The following is a 15321-nucleotide window of genomic DNA, read 5'->3' on the forward strand; positions in this document are numbered from 1 at the left end:
TTCGCCACTGGGCTCAGGCGTCGAGCACGTACAGCTTCTCCCGGCCGCCCGCGATCAACGACTGGCGCACCACCCGAGACTCGTACCCGCGGAACAGTTCATCCAACGTCTCCTCGGTGAACCGGTGCGCCTGCGCGCCGTCTCCCGCATTGGTGAACCGCTGGCCGATCGCGGCGAGCACCCGGTTGTCGCTGCTGGCGATATTGCGCACCGGCTCGGCGATGATCACCTGTTTGCGCGCCGCCGTCAGCATCCGATCGAGCACCGGCGCGGGCTCGGGCAGGAAGTGGTACAGGCTGGCCTGCATCACCAGGTAGTCGGCCTCGGGCAGCGGGGTGTCGGAGTTCAGGTTCCAGACCAGTCCGCGCCCGCCTGCCTCGGTGAGCTGGGCGACGAACTTGTCGTTGCGGTCCAGCCCCGTGTAGTCGACGGACTTGTCGCGCAGATAGCGGGTGTACAAAGTCGCCGGCCCGCAGCACAAATCGACCACACTGGCGCCGTCGGGCACGAGCGCCTCGATCGCGCGGTACCGCGCCGTGTAGTGCCGGCCGTACAGCGCGCGGATAAGCAGCTCGTACACGGTGGCGTTGCGGTAGATAAGGCTCGTACGCACCAAGGACCCCTGAAAATCGGACAGCAACGTCAGCGCTGGATGCTACGGCGCGGGCGCACGGCGCGCGCGACCGGGTCGAGCCGCCGCACCCGGCGAATGCGGCGGCTCGGCAACTGGATTCACCGTCTCAGCTGTCGCCGAGGATGGTGGGCGCGTCGTCCTCGGTGAGAATTTCGTAGGCGTCGGAGGCCCGGTTGTACCACCAGGTATCCGGGCCCGGCTGCGGCCGACCCGCGGCCTGCACCGCCCGGGTGGACGGGCGGTAGGAGGAACTGCGCGGGATCTCCTCCACCACATAGACCAGATCGGGTCGCTGAGCCGGGTCGAGGGCGCGCAGCGCCTCGGTCACATCCTTGGGCTCCAACCGGAAACCCTTGCGCACGCTGACCGCGGCGACCGCAATGCAGTGCTTACCCACCCCGCCGGCTCCGCCGGCTGCCGTCCCCAGGTGCTCACCGACCTCCAGACCGTAGGCGACCTCCATGTCGACCGCCGTGATGTCGTTGAGGACATCTACGATCGGCTGCCCGAACACGGGTCCGTGCGCTGTGCGAATCACGGTGTCCTTGCGGTCGATCAGCCAGTAGTCGCCGTCGCTGTCGCGGCGGAACAGGTTCTCCGTCGGCATCCACGAGTCACCCGGCGCGAACACCCCGCGCAACCCGCCCGCCGAGATGTCCACCCCGTCGGAGGCCTTGCCGAGCAACAGTCCGACCTCGTTGTCCGCGCAGCGCCGCGCGTAACCCGAGTCGTCGACCAGGATCCGCTCGGTGATCGGGTCGTAGGCGACCAGCTCCACCCTGGCGGTCCCCGGCACCGGCCTGCCCTTGCAGCCGCGCTTCACGCCCTTCACATTGGCCAGCACCACGTCGCCCTCGATGGAGGCGTAGAACTCCAGCACCCTGGCCGGATCGAACTGCTCGGTGGTGCGCCGCCACAGCCCCGCTGGCATGCCGGAGCCGATGAACAGCCGGATGGGATGCCGATGCCCGATCGGGAAGACCTCGGCGTCGAGGATGTCGCGCAGCATCGTCCAGGTGTAGGTGACCACGGTGACCCCGTAGCGGTGCACCTCCTCGGCGAACTGCGCGGGGTCGAGCGAACGCGCCAGCGCGATCCGGCTGCCGCCCGCGATCGCGCCGCCGAGACTCACCAGCAGGCCGGACGAATGATGCAGCGGCGCAAGGCAATACACCGTGTCCCTGCGGTCGAGGTCGGCGGTGGTCGCGGTGCCGAAGGCGGACAGCGCCCAGCGGTGGTTGGTGATGTATTTGGTCTCCAGCCGGTCACCGGTGCCGGTCACGAGCACGAACGCCAGCTCGCGCGCCAAGCCGGGATCGGGCCGGTACCAGGCAGGCAGTTTCACCTGGGCCGGATCGATCTGCTCGAGGTCGATCACCTGCTCGCTCAACGGAATATCGAGCCGACGGGTATCGCCGCCGCCGAGCACCAGCACCCGCGCGCCGATGGTCGAGGCGTGCCGCAGGTTCTCCGGATCGGTGACCACCGTGTCCACCCCGGTGAGCTCGAGCGCGCGGGCGAGCTCACTGCCCGGCGCGAGCAGCACCGCCACCGCGCCGAGCCGGGACAGCGCGGCGACCGTGGCCAGCGCACTGGGCCGGGTCTCCATGATCACGCCGACCCGCATCGCGGGCCGGATGCCGACCGAGATGAGCCCGCGCACCACGTTGTCGATGCGAACGTTCACCGCGGCGTTGGTGTGTACCCGATCCTCGAACAGGAACAGGTCTTTCAGCGGTGCGCGCCTGCCCTGTTCGGCGATCAACCGGCCGAGCGAAATACGGGTGTGCGGCTGGATCATGCCGAGCCGGGTCAGTCGCGGCAGCGCCCGCGCGGCCTCACCGGCCAGCTCGACCGACCCGCGAACGGCGTTGCTGGCGATACCTTCCAGCGCCTTGCCCACGCCCGCACCAGCCTCGGCCAGGGTCGCCGCGGTGTGCACCACCCGGGTGGCGGCCGAGCGCGGCCGGTTGCTGTCGACGTGCTCGACCATCGGATGGATCTCCGGCGGCAACGGCTTGTCGCGTTCGAGCCAGTCGACCCACTGGCGCACCAGCGGCCAGGTGTGGTTGGTCGCCGTGCTGCCGGCTACCAGGCCGAAATGCCCGGCGACCAGGGTCGCCTCGTACACCTCCGCGTTCGGCGCGGCCCGCACGATGCCGCGCACCGCGGCGGGCTGGCCGATGTCGTCGACCTCGCCGACGAACGCGAGGATCGGGCACTTCAGCTCGGCGAGGGAGACCGGCTGATCGCGAATCACGAAGCCGCCCAGCATCAATCGGTTGTGCGCGACGAACTGCTTGAGCAGATCCGCGGCGGCCGGACCCGCGTAGCCGACCCAGCCGTCGCTGTTGAGGAACCGGCGCTGCCGCTCCTTGGGCAGCAACGCCTCCCGGTCGTGCAGCTGCCGCAGGAAGTCGACCCTGGCCTTGGCGGTCTTCATCGGGTCGAGCAGCTGAAAGCCGATGCGCACCATGGAGTCGGTGATCGGCAGCCGGGTGACGACGTGATCGGCCAGGAAGTCGGCGACCTCGGACACCATCCCGTAGGGCAGGCCGAACGGCATGCCCGCGACCACGTCGACCGGACTGCCGAACGTCACGATGCTCGCCACGCCCTTGCCGTACCGGTAGGCGGCGACCTGGTAGGCGAACATGCCGCCCTGTGAGTAACCCATCAGGTGTACGGCGCTGCCGGTCGCCTCGGTCACCGCGTCGATCGCGCTGCTGACCGCGAGGACATGGTCGGCGAGGTCGCGCTCCCAGCCGCCCTCTTCGCTGGCGGGTGAGCCGAAATCGACCACCCAGCAATCGATTCCGCCACGCTGCAGGATGCCGACGGCACCGTCCTCGACGTTCACGTCCCAGATGTCGGCGTTCACCATGAGCGGCGGCACGAGCAGCGCGACCGGACGGCCGGGCGTCGGGTCGTCGGGGAAGTAGTGCCGCAGCCGATACATCCGCCTTCGCTCGACCACCTCGAACGGGGACGACTCGACGTCATGGGTCAACCCGCCGAAACGGATGACCTCCAGGCCGTTCTGCGCGGTCGCCATCAACCGCTGCGCCGATCCGACCAAATCCTTCGCACTGAACTTCAAGATCGCTCCTGGCCCTACCCTAGAACGTTGACCCTCATCATTCGCGTACCCGACCGAAGGGATAGCCCGCCGGCCCCCGACAAAGTACGCCGATGTTTGGAAGAGAGCTTCCCACACCGCGTGTCCATTATGTGTCCGCTGTGACACGATCCATGCACGTTGGCCGGGGTCAGCGCCCGATTCCGCACAGATTTTCGACACCGGGCACGGGTCCGGGTCGAACTCGAATTAGTGGCGGAATGGCCGAGTCCGCGGAATTTCGGTCACCGTCGAGCGGCGCCGCCGCGCAAAATAGCCAACCGGCGGCGAGCTGTCCGCCGTTCCGCGATTCCGGGCCGAAAGTTATGCCCCGGCTATTCGATCGGCGGCATGTCGTAACCATCCGCTCCGGCATCTCGTCGTTTCGCTGCATACGCCACCCACCGGTCCTACCATCGGTGTCAGCTCCGAACGTGCTGTCGCGTAGACCATTTCGCTGAGTTCCGCGGGTGTCTCGCCCGCGCCGTTTCATGCAGAAGAAACAGACGCCGAATAACCATCGACCTTCGCCGAGGTCCGGTCGGTCTCGCCTGCCGACCACACCACCGCTGCGCGTATCGCCGAAAAACAGACAATGCCGCTTTGAGAGAGGGTGTAGCCGACATGACCATTCTCGAGCACGTGACCGACCTCACCGCGCTCCCCGTCCCCCACCGGGTGCTACGCCCGAAAGCCGAGCTGGCGCGGGGTGCCGAGCGGCCGTTGCGGACCGTGGACCAGGAGGGTAGCCGCAGCTACCCGCTGATCACCGCCGATAAGGTGGATAGGTGACCGAGACACTGGAGCACCCGATCACCGACCGCGAGGCCCTGCCCGTCGAACTCGTCGACGAGGCCGGACATGCGATCGGCACGTGCCCGGTGTCGCAGGCCCATCAGGCGCCCGGGCAGCTACACCGCGCGTTCTCGGTGCTGCTGTTCGACGACACAGGACGCGTGCTGTTGCAGCAGCGTGCCGCGGTGAAGACCCGCTTCCCGTCGCAGTGGGCCAACACCTGCTGCGGCCATCCCGCCCCGGGCGAACCCGTCACGGCGGCCGCCGCGGTCCGGCTCGCCGAGGAGATGGGCCTGGCCACAGCCCTGGCCGAGGTGGGCGTCTACCGGTATCGCGCCGAGGACGCGACGACCGGGCGCGTCGAGTTCGAATGGGACCACGTGCTGGTCGGGCTGCTCAGTGCCGGTTCGCCGCACCCGGATCCGGCCGAGGTCGCCGACTACGCCTGGATCCGACCGGAGGCACTGCGCGACGCGATGGCCGACGATCCGGACGCTTACACGCCGTGGCTGGCCGGTGTGCTCGAGGTCGCCGAGCGGGCGCTCACAGAACGGTAGTCGCGCTGAGCCGACCGCCACCGGTGCGCACACCGGGTCCGAGGCAGTCGCCGATCATCGCCGGGGTCATCATCTCGTAGTCGGCGGTGATCAGGACGCGACCGCCCTGCCCGAGACCGTCGACGACGTCCAGCGTTCCGATCGTCGGTTGCCGCATGGTCACCGGCCACGGTCCCGCCAGCCTGCTCGTCGCGCCGTTCGACCAGAGGACATCGACGGTGATCGGGCCGTCGGCCGGGCGCAGGCAGTCGGAGGATGCGAGGTGGGTGCCGGTGAACGTGCCGCCGGTGATGCCCTCCGGACCGCCCGTGCAGTCGCGGAGCACGCCGACGGAGGTGAAGGTGAGCACGTGCGGGGTCATATCGATCGCGCCGTCCACCGCTGTCCACCGGAAGTCACCGTTTTCGCACCGACCGGATGGTGGTAGCGCGGACGCGGCCGGGATGTCGAAAGGGACGAGCAATGCGGCGGACAGCGCCGCTGCGCTGGCGACTTTCCCGAGCATCGACACTCCGGCACCTTTCTCGCGGGCGGGTTTCCGAACAACCGGTGCGCGGGCGTCGGAAGGTGGACGTGCAGGAACAGCGGGAGCAGGATCCCATCCCGTCCTTGCGGTTTTGTGCCGACACGCTCGGCCCGGAAGATAGCGCCATGAAGGGACATATTCAGATGCGCATATCTAAGTAAGGCAATGTAATCGAATACTGAGAGAAATCAAAGGAACGGCACAGGCTATGACCAGGTCGGCCCTGCATCGTGGGACACGTCAGAGTTTTCTGCGAAGTGAGGTGCGCGATGGTCGAAATCGAGGTCAAGGGTACGACCGTGACGATCCAGGTGATCGGCGGACATCAGGTACTCGCCCTGCGCGAGCACATCACCTTCGATCTAGCGAACATCACCGCCGTCACCAAGGCCGAGGTCGATCGGCGCCCACCGTGGGTGCGTGCGCCCGGCACCTTCTTCCCCGGCGTGATCGCCGCGGGCACGTTCCGCGGCAAGGGCCGTAAAGAGTTCTGGGACACCCGATTCGACGGTCGCGCACTCCGTATCGAGCTGTCCGGCGCCGACTTCACCAGGGTCGTCGTCGATGTCGACGACCCCGAGGCCGTGCTACGGACGCTGCACACCGCCGTCGCCGCGTGAGTTCTCGCTCATAGCCCGAACGAACGCAGCGGCCCCGAATACGGCTTGGGCGGCGGCGCCGCGAACTCTCCCCTACCCGACTTGCGCAGCCCGAGCGTGATCAGTGACTGCACGGTCAGCGTCGCCGCCGCCACCCCATCGATCACCGGCACCCCGAGCTCGGCGCGGATATGCGCGCACAGGTCCGACATGCCCGCGCAGCCGAGCACGATCGCGTCGGAACCGTCGGCGTCCACCGCCGTGCGGCACGCCTCGGTGACGATTTTGCGGGCGTCCGGGTCGGTGGCCAGTGCGAGCACCGGAAGTTCACACGCGTGGATGCCGCGGCAGAACCGTTGCCGCCCATACCGTTCCACCAGATCGGCCGCGCGGCCGACGGTCCGGCGCAACGTCGTGACGACGCTGAACCCACGTCCCAGGTGACTCGCCGCCTGCATGGCCGCCTCGGCGATGCCGATCACCGGGCCGACGGCCAGTTCCCGCGCGGCGTCCAGGCCCGGATCGCCGAAGCAGGCGATCACATAGCCGTCGACGCCCGCTTCCTCGCCGCGCCCGATGGCGGCGAGCAGGCCTGGGACGCTGAGGGCTTCGTCGTAGTGGCTCTCGATCGACGCGGGCCCCATCTCGGCGGTCACCGCATCGAGGAAGGTGCCGGGACCGGCGACGGCCCGGCCGCACTCCTCGATCGTGGCGGTCATCGCCCGCGTCGTGTTCGGGTTGATCAACCGGATCCGCATCAGGCAGGCGCTCCGCGCACGGCCAACGGCGTTCGGGTGGCGAGGACGTGATACACCGCGAAGCCGAGGCCGCAGCCGATGAACCAGCTGTACTGCGCCGCCGTGTACATGCCGGGAATGTCCTTGGCCAGCACCGGGATCACCGCGACCAGTGCACCGATCGCCGTCGCGAGCACGGCTGCGGGGTTGTATCCGTTGCGGTACCAATAGCTTCCGGACTTCGACATGGTGAACAGGTCCTCGACCACCACGTGCTGTTTACGCACCAGGTAATAGTCGGCGATGAGCACGCCGAACAGCGGGCCGATGAACGCGCCGAGCACCTCGAGGGTGTAGTGGATCACCTCGGGGTTGTTGTACAGATTCCACGGGGTGATCAGCACCGAGCCGACCGCGGCGATCATGCCGCCCGCACGCCAGCTGATCCGTTGCGGGTCCACGTGCGAGAAGTCGAAGGCCGGGGAGATGAAGTTCGCCACGATGTTGATGCCGATGGTGGCGACGGTGAAGGTCAACGCGCCGAGCACGATGGCGAAGGTGCTGTCGATGCGCGCCACCGTCGCCACCGGATCGGTGATCAGTTCGCCGTAGACCGGGACCGTCAGCGAGGCGGTGATCACCACCAGCAGCGAGAAGAGCAGGAAGTTGACCGGAAGACCGAGCAGGTTGCCCCGGCGTACGGCGGCGAAAGTCTTTCCGTAGCGGGAGAAGTCGCCGAAGTTCAGCATCGGGCCGGAGAAGTAGGACACCACCAGCGCGATGGCGCCGAGCATTACCGGTAGTGCGTCCCAGCCGGTGTACTTCACCTCGCCGAGGTTCAGATCGATGGCGCCCCAACCGGCTTTCGCGATCAGGTAGCCGCACAGCAGGAACATCACCACGTAGACCGCGGGTCCGCAGAAGTCGATGAACTTGCGAATCGCTTCCATGCCGCGCCAGAACACGCACGCCTGCACCACCCACAGCGTCAGGTAACTGCCCCAGCCGAGCAGCGACAGTCCAAGGAAGCCGTGGTCGTCAGCCACCGCGTACGGTGCCAGTCCCGGAAACAGTTTCACCAGAACGACATCCAGCGCCGCGGAGGCGAGGAAGGTCTGAATCCCGTACCAGGCCACCGCGATCAGCCCTCGGATGATGGCGGGGATGTTCGCACCGAGCACGCCGAAGGCGCTGCGGCACATGACCGGATACGGCACGCCGGTCACCTGACTCGGCTTCGCCACCAGATTGCAGAAGTAGTAGACGATGGTGATGCCGATCAGCAAGGCCGCCAACACCTGCCAGCTGGCCAGGCCCAGCGCGAACAGGCTGCCCGCGGTGACATAGCCGCCGACGCTGTGCACGTCCGACATCCAGAAGGCGAAGATGTTGTACGAGCCCCAGTTCTGCGTGCGCAGCGGCGCGAGATCGGCGTTGGTGAGGCGTGGGTCGTAGGCCGCTTCAGCGGTGTGCGCCGGCGGCGCAATGCTCGGTGCCGCAATTGTTTCGGTCATGGTTCTGCCCGTCCGGGAGGTGGAACTGTGCTCGAAACGACGGTATGGATGCGGCATTGCCCGACCGTTGCGCTGTTATTTCCCGGCTATTGCGCGGCGGATATATCTTCCGGCGCGAGCAACCCGGTGTCCGTCGACAATGTCGCGATGACGGTCTCCAGCCTGCGGTGATGGCGTTCGGCGGCGCTCAGCAGGCGGTCCACGTCGCGCGCGAGAAACGCGTCCATCATCAGGGCGTGGTCGGTGTGCAGCCGCACCCGCTCGCCGCGACCGATGTGCACCATGGACTGCACCGGCTCGGTGACGTTCCACGCCGATTCCAGCATGTGCAGCAGCCGGAACAGCCGCGACGGCCTGGTCAGCGCGGCGTGGAAATCGCGGGAACGGCGGTGGTAGGCGACCGGATCGTCGTCCCGGATCGCCTGCTCGAGCAGCGCGTTCACCGCGCTCAGTGCCGCGCGATCCGCGGCGCTCGCGTTGATCGCGGCCGCGGCCAACGCGGCGTGCTCCAGGGTCTCTCGGACGATGTACATCTCGCGCAGCTCGGCGGCGGTCAGCTGGGCCACCACGTAACCGCCGTGCGGTTCATGGGTGACCAGCCCCTCCCCGATCAGCGTCTTCAACGCCTCACGGACCGGGATGTGACTCACCTCGAACAGCACGGCCACCTCGCGCAGCGGGATGACGGTGCACGGCGGCACCGCGCCGTCCAGAATCACCCGGCGCAGTTCGCCGAGGATCACTTGCGGTCGGCCGGGTGTGTCGACGACCAACCTCGCGAGCAGCGCCGAACGTCGTCTCGGGGGCATGCGAACACGCTAGGCCAGGCGTGTTGCGATCGAGGTCGGCTGTGTGACGCTCAGGAAACGTTCACCGAACCGACCGGTCGCGGGTGCGGGGTGTGCGCGCGGCCGCGGCGGCTCGTGCGATTCTGGAATGCGGGTACGTACTACAGAGAGTTTCCGATGACGGTTTCGGCAGCACAGTTCGTAGATCGCCGGTTCGCGACCCTGGTCGCCGAGTTCGACCGGCTGTTCCGGCGACCCCTCGACGGCGGCGGGGCGCTCGCGGTCTACCTGCACGGCGAGCCGGTGGTAGACGTCTGGGCCGGCTACGCACGGCCGGAGGTGCCGTGGGCGCACGACACCGTGGCCATGGCGTACTCGACCGGCAAAGGTGTGGCCAGTACGGTGCTGCATCGGCTCGTCGAGCGTGGTGAGCTGGCCTATGACGAGCCGGTCGCGAAGTACTGGCCCGACTTCGGCGCCGCGGGCAAGGAGCACATCACGGTGCGCGAATTGCTCAGCCACCGAGCGGGTTTGCACCGGTTACGCGGACTGCTGCCCGGTCCGTTCGAGCGGTTCTTCGATGACGCGGCGGTGACGGCGGCGCTGGCCGCGGCGGCGCCGGACCCGCGCCACCGCGTCACCAGCGGCTACCACGGAATCACCTTCGGGCACTTGGTCGCCGAGCTGGTGCGCCAGGTCACCGGCACCGAGTTCACCGAGGTGCTGCGCACCGAGATCGCCGAACCGCTTGCCGCCGAGGAACTCTGGTTCGGCGTGCCGCAGGCGCAGCGCGACCGGGTCGCGACGAACTTTCCCCGGCTGACGGTCGCGGGCATGAGCTGGGAGAACAGCTCCCGACTGCTCGGCAGGACCAGGTTCTCGGCCGCGATGGACACCACTCCCCAGGGTTTCGCCGACCTGGTCGCCGATCCGCGCCTGCACGATTCGGTGATGCCCGGCGTCAACGGCGTCTTCTCAGCCCGCGCACTGGCCCGGCTCTACGGTGCCCTCGCCAACGGTGGCGAGCTCGACGGATTCCAGCTGCTCCGGCCCGAGACCATCGCGGAGGTCGGCCGCCGGCAGATCTTCACTCCCGATTACGTTCTCGCCCTGCGCATTCCGTGGGCTCTCGGCTACCACGGCGTGCCGATGCGCCCGTCCAAGGCGGACCCGATCTCCGCCTTCGGCCATTTCGGCCTCGGCGGCTCCGGCGCCTTCGCCGACCCGGCCACCGGCATGTCGCTGGGATTCGTGACCAACCGACTCGGCGGGCGCCTCACGCCCCTGGGCGACGCCCGGTTGGCTCGCCTCGGCGCACTCGCGCACAACCTCGCCAAAGCGGCCTGACGGCGGGTCCGGGCGCCCGCGGTGTGGCGCCGGCCGGAATCGTCGGACGTATTGCGGGCGGGATGGCAGCATGGGCGCCATGGAGTTGGTCGGTATGGAGCGAATCACGGCGGCCGCGGAACTACTGGCGCCGGTGATTCGGAAAACGCCCATCGTCGCTTCCCGGGTGCTGTCCGAGCGTGCGGGCACGGAAGTGTGGCTGAAGTGCGAGAACCTGCAGCGCACCGGGTCGTTCAAGCCGCGCGGCGCCTATAACCGGATTGCCAATCTGCCCGCCGAGGACCGGGCGCGCGGGGTGGTCGCCGCGAGTGCGGGCAATCACGCGCAGGGCGTGGCCTGGGCCGCCAGCTCGCTGGACATCACCTCGACGGTTTTCATGCCGGTGGGCGCCTCGCTGCCGAAGCTGGCCGCCACCAAGGCCTACGGTGCCGAGGTGCGGCAGGTGGGCGAGACCATCGAAGACGCGTTGGACGCGGCCGTCGAGTTCGCCGACCGTACCGGTGCGACGCTGATCCATCCGTTCGACCACCCGGACGTCGTAGCGGGGCAGGCGACGGTGGCGCTGGAGATCCTCGAGCAGATCCCCGACGTCGGCACCGTGCTGGTGCCGACCGGCGGCGGCGGATTGATCGCGGGCGTCGCGGTGGCGCTGCACCAGCTGGCTCCGCAGGTGCGGGTGATCGGGGTGCAGGCGAAAGAGGCGGCCGCCTGGCCGGGTTCGCTGGCGGCGGGCAAGCCGGTGCGGGTGGGGCGGATGTCGACGATGGCCGACGGTATCGCCGTCGGGCAGCCTGGTCAGGTGCCGTTCGTCCATGTGGCCGCGCATGTCCCGGCCATGGTGACCGTCGATGAGGATTCGCTGTCCAAGGCGCTGCTGCTCTGCCTGGAACGGGCCAAACTGATCGTCGAGCCCGCGGGTGCCGCTGCGGTCGCGGCGCTGATGAGTTGTGCCGCAGCGGATCTCGAACTGAAGGGGCCGGTGTGCGCGATCCTGTCCGGTGGCAACATCGATCCGCTGCTGCTGACCCGGTTGATCGGCCACGGCTTGAGCGCCGCGGGCCGCTACCTCGCCGTCCGCGTGACGATCGTGGATCGGCCAGGCGGATTGAGCGCGCTGCTCGCGGTGGTCGGCAAGACCGGCGCCAGCGTCGTCGACGTGTGGCACGCCCGCACCGGAACCTGGCTGGCGCTCGACGAGGTCGAGGTCTCCCTCACCCTGGAAACCCGCGGCCCCAACCATCGCGAAGATGTTCTCAACGCCCTCACCAACGCCGGCTACTCGGTCCGCGCGGCGGACTAGTTCCCGGCACGGTGACCGGCGAGGTTCCCGCCGTCGGATGTGCCGACCGGGCGCTCGATCGCACCCGGCCGGCCCCGCATCACAGCGTCAGCACTTGCGCTTGTAGAAGTACTTCGAGTTGGCGTCCATGTCGGCCTGGGTGATCGCGATCATGTCGGTCTCGATCTTCCGGGTCACCGGTTTGCCGTCGATCGCCGCGGCGGCCTGCTCGACACCTTTGGCGCCGATACCCGCCGGATCCTGGGCGATAAGCGCCTGCACGGTACCAGCTTTCAGGTCTTCGACCTGCTTGGGGCTGGCGTCGAAGCCGACCAGTTTCACCTGGCCGAGCTTGTTCGCGTTACGCAGGCCGGTCGCCGCGCCCTCGGCCGAGCTGAGGTTGGTGGCGAAGATGCCTGCGAGATCGGGGTGCGCAGCCAGCGTCGCGGTGACGATCGACGCCGCCTGGGCCGCTTCGTTGTTGTTGTATTGCACGCCGAGCGAGGTGATGCCGGGGAAGCTCTTGATCGCGTCCTCGAAGCCCTGCGCCCGCGCGTCGGTGGTGGACGTGCCCGCCTTGGTGTTGATCACCAGCACCGGGCCCTTGTCCCCCACCAGCTTGGCCAGGGTCTGCGCGGCGAGCGCGCCGCCCTTCTTGTTGTCCGACGAGATCGACGACAGCGCAATGGAAGTGTCGTCCAAGGCGGTATCCACCTCGACAATCTTGATGCCCGAATCCTTGGCCTGCTTGATCGGATTGGCCATCGCGGTGGCGTGGGTCGGCGCGATCAGGATGCCGCCGGGCTTGTTCGCCACCACACCGGTCAGCACCGGCGTCTGCGATCCGGCGTCGAACTTGGTCGGCGCCTGGGTGTCCAGCTCGTAGCCGAGCTTGGTGGCTTGTTCCTGTGCGCCGCACTGCATCGAGATGTAGAACGGCTCGTCCGCGACGCCAGGAATCAGCACCAGCTTCTTGCTGTCGGTGCCACCCGAATCGCCCACCTGCCCGCTACAGGACACCAGCAACGCGCCGACCGACACCATCGCGCCGATCGCCACCGCCGTCCGCTTGGCCACCCTCATTCGGCTACCTCCGCCATCTTGTTTGTCACTACCGACTCCTATTTCCGATCGCGGGCCCGGCGGCGCAGCTGGTCGAACCAGACCGCGGCGACGAGCACCACGCTCACCGCGATCGGCTGCCAGAACACCGGCACCTGCGCGATGACGAACCCCTTCTTCAACACCGACGGAATGAACACGCCGATCACGGTGCCGACGATCGAGCCGACGCCACCGAAAAGGCTGGTGCCGCCGATCACTACACCCGCGATGGCATCCAGGTTGTCGGTGGTGTGCCCGCCGATGGTGGTGGTGCCGAAGTAGGCCAGGTTCATGAAGCCCGCCAGCCCCGCGAGCACGCCGGTGAGCAGATACACCAGCACCAGATGCCTGGTGACCGCGATGCCGGAGCGCCGGGCGGCCTCCTCGTTGGAGCCGATGGCGTAGGTGTAACGGCCGAAGCGGGTGGTGTGCAGCACCCAGGCGGCGACCACGGTGACCACGGTCGCGACCAGCACCAGGTTGGGGATGCCGCCGAAGGTGGTTCCGAAACCCAGTGTGTTACGCAGCTTTTCGGGCACCGTCCGCGTGTCGACACCGCCGGTGATCAACTGCGCGGCGCCGAGGGCGGCCCCGAACGAACCGAGCGTGACGATCAGCGGCGGAATCTTGGTCTTGGCCACCAGTAATCCGTTGATCAGTCCCCAAACACCGCCGCCGACAACAGAGAGCAGGAAGCCGATGCCGATGATGCCCCAGCCCGCGCCGGTCGCATCCTGGTCCGGGCTCAGCGCCTCCATCGATTTGGCGCCGATCACGCCGGCGAAGATCAGCACCATGCCGACGGACAGGTCGATGCCGGAGGTGATGATCACGAACGTCATGCCCACCGAAAGCACCAGCAGCACCGATGTTTCGATCAGCAGGGTCTGAAAGGTGAAGCGGGTGGGGAACGCATCGGGCCGCAAGACGCTGAAAACGATGCACAGCGCGACGAGCACCACGCCGATCCAGACCGTGCTCGCGCCGAGAAGGCGTTGCAGCACAGTGCGTTCGGGCAACTCGGGGCCGCCGTTGCCCTCGACGGTCTTGACCTCGGTCATGCCGACACCTCGCTGACGCTCTGCTCCGGCAATGCTGGCATGCTCATGCCGCGCCCTCCTGTGACAGCGCGCCGGTCATGGCGCCGACCAACTGTTCGAGGGTGGCCTCGGCCGCGGTGAACCGCGCCACCCGCCTGCCGAGCCGGAGCACCTCGATGCGGTCGGCGACGGCCAGCACCTCCGGCATGTTGTGGCTGATCAGCACCACCGCGATGCCCTCGTCGCGAACCCGGCGGATCACGTCGAGCACCCGCTCGCGCTGCACCACACCGAGCGCCGCGGTCGGCTCGTCCATGAACACCACCTTGCTCGCCCACATCACCGCCCTGGCCACCGCGACGCTCTGCCGCTGCCCGCCCGACAGCGAGCCGATCGGCACGTCCGCGCTCTGCAGGGTGACGCCGAGGCGTCGAAAGTGTTCGACCGCTTGGGCTCTCATCGCGGTGCGATCCAGCATGCCGAGCTTGCCAGCCAAGCCCTTGCGCACCAGCTCGCGGCCGAGAAACAGGTTCGCGGCTGGGTCGAGGTCGGGAGCCACCGCGAGGTCCTGATACACGGTCTCCACGCCGAGTTTGCGTGCGGCCGTTGGCGTATTCAGCACCACCTGCTTACCGTCCAGCAGAATCCGCCCGGAATCCGGCTGTTCGGCGCCGGAAAGGCATTTCACCAGAGTCGATTTACCTGCGCCGTTGTCGCCGATCAAGGCGACGACTTCCCCTGCGCTCACCTGAAAGTTCGCGCCGCGCAACGCCTCCACCCCGCCGTAGCGCTTCACCAGTCCATCGGCCCGCAGCGCGACGGCGGATTCGCCGGCCGGTTCGGGCTGTTTCGCGGCATCGCCCGAGGTCATCGGCCACATCCGTGCGCGCACAGCTGAGCAAACGTCCAATCCATCGCCCGATGCTACGTTCGGGCTGAGGTCTCATGGGACGTATTCGGCAAAATACGGGAGCCGCAACGGAATCCGGTTATTTGGGGTGAGAAAACAATGCACTGAATGTCCTCGGCGGGGCTCAGCGGGGTAGTGGATCGGCAACACCCAGTTTCAGCACTGAAAGTCGCGGAGTTTCGCGGGAACCATTAGGCGGCGTCGCACGTCGAAGGAAATGCACAACCATCCCGTCGCCGAGTAGTAAGGAGTTGCAGAGTGGAACGTAGCAGCCTGCGATCGAGCCGGGACTCCACATGAGTCCACCCACCGCAGCGCGACACCTGCTGTTGGACGACCAGCAGACCGAATACGCGCCACCTAGTTATCCTGG

General features: G+C 67.8%; 14 protein-coding genes. 5 read left to right on the top strand and 9 right to left on the bottom strand.

All coding sequences use genetic code 11. The features are described from left to right. Positions 1–13: 13 nt before the first annotated feature. Together ACIHA7_RS38205 and ACIHA7_RS38210 are read right to left on the bottom strand one after the other, a co-directional pair. Entirely contained in the window at positions 14–613 is a 600-nt protein-coding gene (locus ACIHA7_RS38205) for a class I SAM-dependent methyltransferase (protein WP_397296748.1), read from the bottom strand. A 127-nt stretch (positions 614–740) separates the two neighbouring features. Continuing rightward, complete coding sequence (locus tag ACIHA7_RS38210; protein WP_397296751.1) at positions 741–3734, bottom strand: acyl-CoA synthetase; 2994 nt, start codon at positions 3732–3734, stop codon at positions 741–743. A 642-nt stretch (positions 3735–4376) separates the two neighbouring features. Between ACIHA7_RS38210 and ACIHA7_RS38215 the strand changes: the two genes are divergently transcribed. After that, positions 4377–4544, top strand: coding sequence for a hypothetical protein (locus ACIHA7_RS38215; RefSeq protein ID WP_397296754.1), 168 nt, complete (start codon positions 4377–4379; stop codon positions 4542–4544). Next, positions 4541–5104, top strand: coding sequence for an isopentenyl-diphosphate Delta-isomerase (idi, locus tag ACIHA7_RS38220; protein WP_397296756.1), 564 nt, complete (start codon positions 4541–4543; stop codon positions 5102–5104). Before ACIHA7_RS38215 ends, idi begins: the two co-directional genes overlap by 4 nt. Here idi and ACIHA7_RS38225 read toward each other — a convergent pair. Next, positions 5091–5615, bottom strand: coding sequence for a hypothetical protein (locus ACIHA7_RS38225; protein ID WP_397296758.1), 525 nt, complete (start codon positions 5613–5615; stop codon positions 5091–5093). The two genes, idi and ACIHA7_RS38225, sit on opposite strands and share 14 nt — an antisense overlap. Positions 5616–5899: 284 nt before the next feature. Here ACIHA7_RS38225 and ACIHA7_RS38230 point away from each other — a divergent pair, with 284 nt between their 5' ends. Next, positions 5900–6250, top strand: coding sequence for a hypothetical protein (locus ACIHA7_RS38230; RefSeq protein WP_397296761.1), 351 nt, complete (start codon positions 5900–5902; stop codon positions 6248–6250). A gap of 8 nt (positions 6251–6258) precedes the next feature. On the opposite strand, the gene ACIHA7_RS38235 is transcribed toward ACIHA7_RS38230, so the two are convergent. The 3 genes from ACIHA7_RS38235 to ACIHA7_RS38245 form a co-directional block, all read right to left on the bottom strand. Then, complete coding sequence (locus ACIHA7_RS38235) at positions 6259–6987, bottom strand: aspartate/glutamate racemase family protein (protein WP_397296763.1); 729 nt, start codon at positions 6985–6987, stop codon at positions 6259–6261. Next, positions 6987–8480, bottom strand: coding sequence for an NCS1 family nucleobase:cation symporter-1 (locus ACIHA7_RS38240; protein WP_397296766.1), 1494 nt, complete (start codon positions 8478–8480; stop codon positions 6987–6989). Before ACIHA7_RS38240 ends, ACIHA7_RS38235 begins: the two co-directional genes overlap by 1 nt. An 86-nt stretch (positions 8481–8566) precedes the next feature. Then, positions 8567–9289, bottom strand: coding sequence for a GntR family transcriptional regulator (locus tag ACIHA7_RS38245; RefSeq protein WP_397296768.1), 723 nt, complete (start codon positions 9287–9289; stop codon positions 8567–8569). A 156-nt stretch (positions 9290–9445) separates the two neighbouring features. On the opposite strand from ACIHA7_RS38245, the gene ACIHA7_RS38250 reads away from it, so the two are divergent. Both ACIHA7_RS38250 and ilvA read left to right on the top strand, forming a co-directional pair. Next, complete coding sequence (locus ACIHA7_RS38250; RefSeq protein WP_397296771.1) at positions 9446–10615, top strand: serine hydrolase domain-containing protein; 1170 nt, start codon at positions 9446–9448, stop codon at positions 10613–10615. A gap of 70 nt (positions 10616–10685) precedes the next feature. Beyond that, the gene (gene ilvA, locus ACIHA7_RS38255; RefSeq protein ID WP_397296773.1) at positions 10686–11915 is read left to right on the top strand and encodes a threonine ammonia-lyase; all 1230 of its coding nucleotides are present in this window, start codon (positions 10686–10688) and stop codon (positions 11913–11915) included. An 87-nt stretch (positions 11916–12002) separates the two neighbouring features. On the opposite strand, the gene ACIHA7_RS38260 is transcribed toward ilvA, so the two are convergent. The 3 genes from ACIHA7_RS38260 to ACIHA7_RS38270 are packed head-to-tail and all read right to left on the bottom strand — an operon-like array spanning position 12003 to position 14909. After that, positions 12003–12977, bottom strand: a complete 975-nt coding sequence (locus ACIHA7_RS38260; RefSeq protein ID WP_397296776.1) for an ABC transporter substrate-binding protein — start codon at positions 12975–12977, stop codon at positions 12003–12005. Between the two features lie 38 nt (positions 12978–13015). Beyond that, positions 13016–14059, bottom strand: a complete 1044-nt coding sequence (locus ACIHA7_RS38265) for an ABC transporter permease (RefSeq protein ID WP_397296779.1) — start codon at positions 14057–14059, stop codon at positions 13016–13018. Positions 14060–14102: 43 nt separating this feature from the next. After that, a complete protein-coding gene (locus ACIHA7_RS38270; RefSeq protein WP_397296782.1) occupies positions 14103–14909 on the bottom strand; it encodes an ATP-binding cassette domain-containing protein in 807 nt (268 codons plus the stop codon). Between the last annotated feature and the right edge of the window lie 412 nt (positions 14910–15321).

This window comes from Nocardia sp. NPDC052316, assembly GCF_044547795.1.
Classification (GTDB): Bacteria; Actinomycetota; Actinomycetes; order Mycobacteriales; family Mycobacteriaceae; genus Nocardia.

Coding starts and splice junctions, on each gene's coding strand:
- ACIHA7_RS38240 (WP_397296766.1), bottom strand. CDS start 8,480: ATGACCGAAACAATTGCGGCACCGAGCATTGCGCCGCCGGCGCACACC.
- ACIHA7_RS38230 (WP_397296761.1), top strand. CDS start 5,900: ATGGTCGAAATCGAGGTCAAGGGTACGACCGTGACGATCCAGGTGATC.
- ACIHA7_RS38270 (WP_397296782.1), bottom strand. CDS start 14,909: ATGACCTCGGGCGATGCCGCGAAACAGCCCGAACCGGCCGGCGAATCC.
- ACIHA7_RS38260 (WP_397296776.1), bottom strand. CDS start 12,977: ATGAGGGTGGCCAAGCGGACGGCGGTGGCGATCGGCGCGATGGTGTCG.
- ACIHA7_RS38235 (WP_397296763.1), bottom strand. CDS start 6,987: ATGCGGATCCGGTTGATCAACCCGAACACGACGCGGGCGATGACCGCC.
- ACIHA7_RS38215 (WP_397296754.1), top strand. CDS start 4,377: ATGACCATTCTCGAGCACGTGACCGACCTCACCGCGCTCCCCGTCCCC.
- ilvA (WP_397296773.1), top strand. CDS start 10,686: ATGGGCGCCATGGAGTTGGTCGGTATGGAGCGAATCACGGCGGCCGCG.
- ACIHA7_RS38250 (WP_397296771.1), top strand. CDS start 9,446: ATGACGGTTTCGGCAGCACAGTTCGTAGATCGCCGGTTCGCGACCCTG.
- ACIHA7_RS38245 (WP_397296768.1), bottom strand. CDS start 9,289: ATGCCCCCGAGACGACGTTCGGCGCTGCTCGCGAGGTTGGTCGTCGAC.
- ACIHA7_RS38265 (WP_397296779.1), bottom strand. CDS start 14,059: ATGACCGAGGTCAAGACCGTCGAGGGCAACGGCGGCCCCGAGTTGCCC.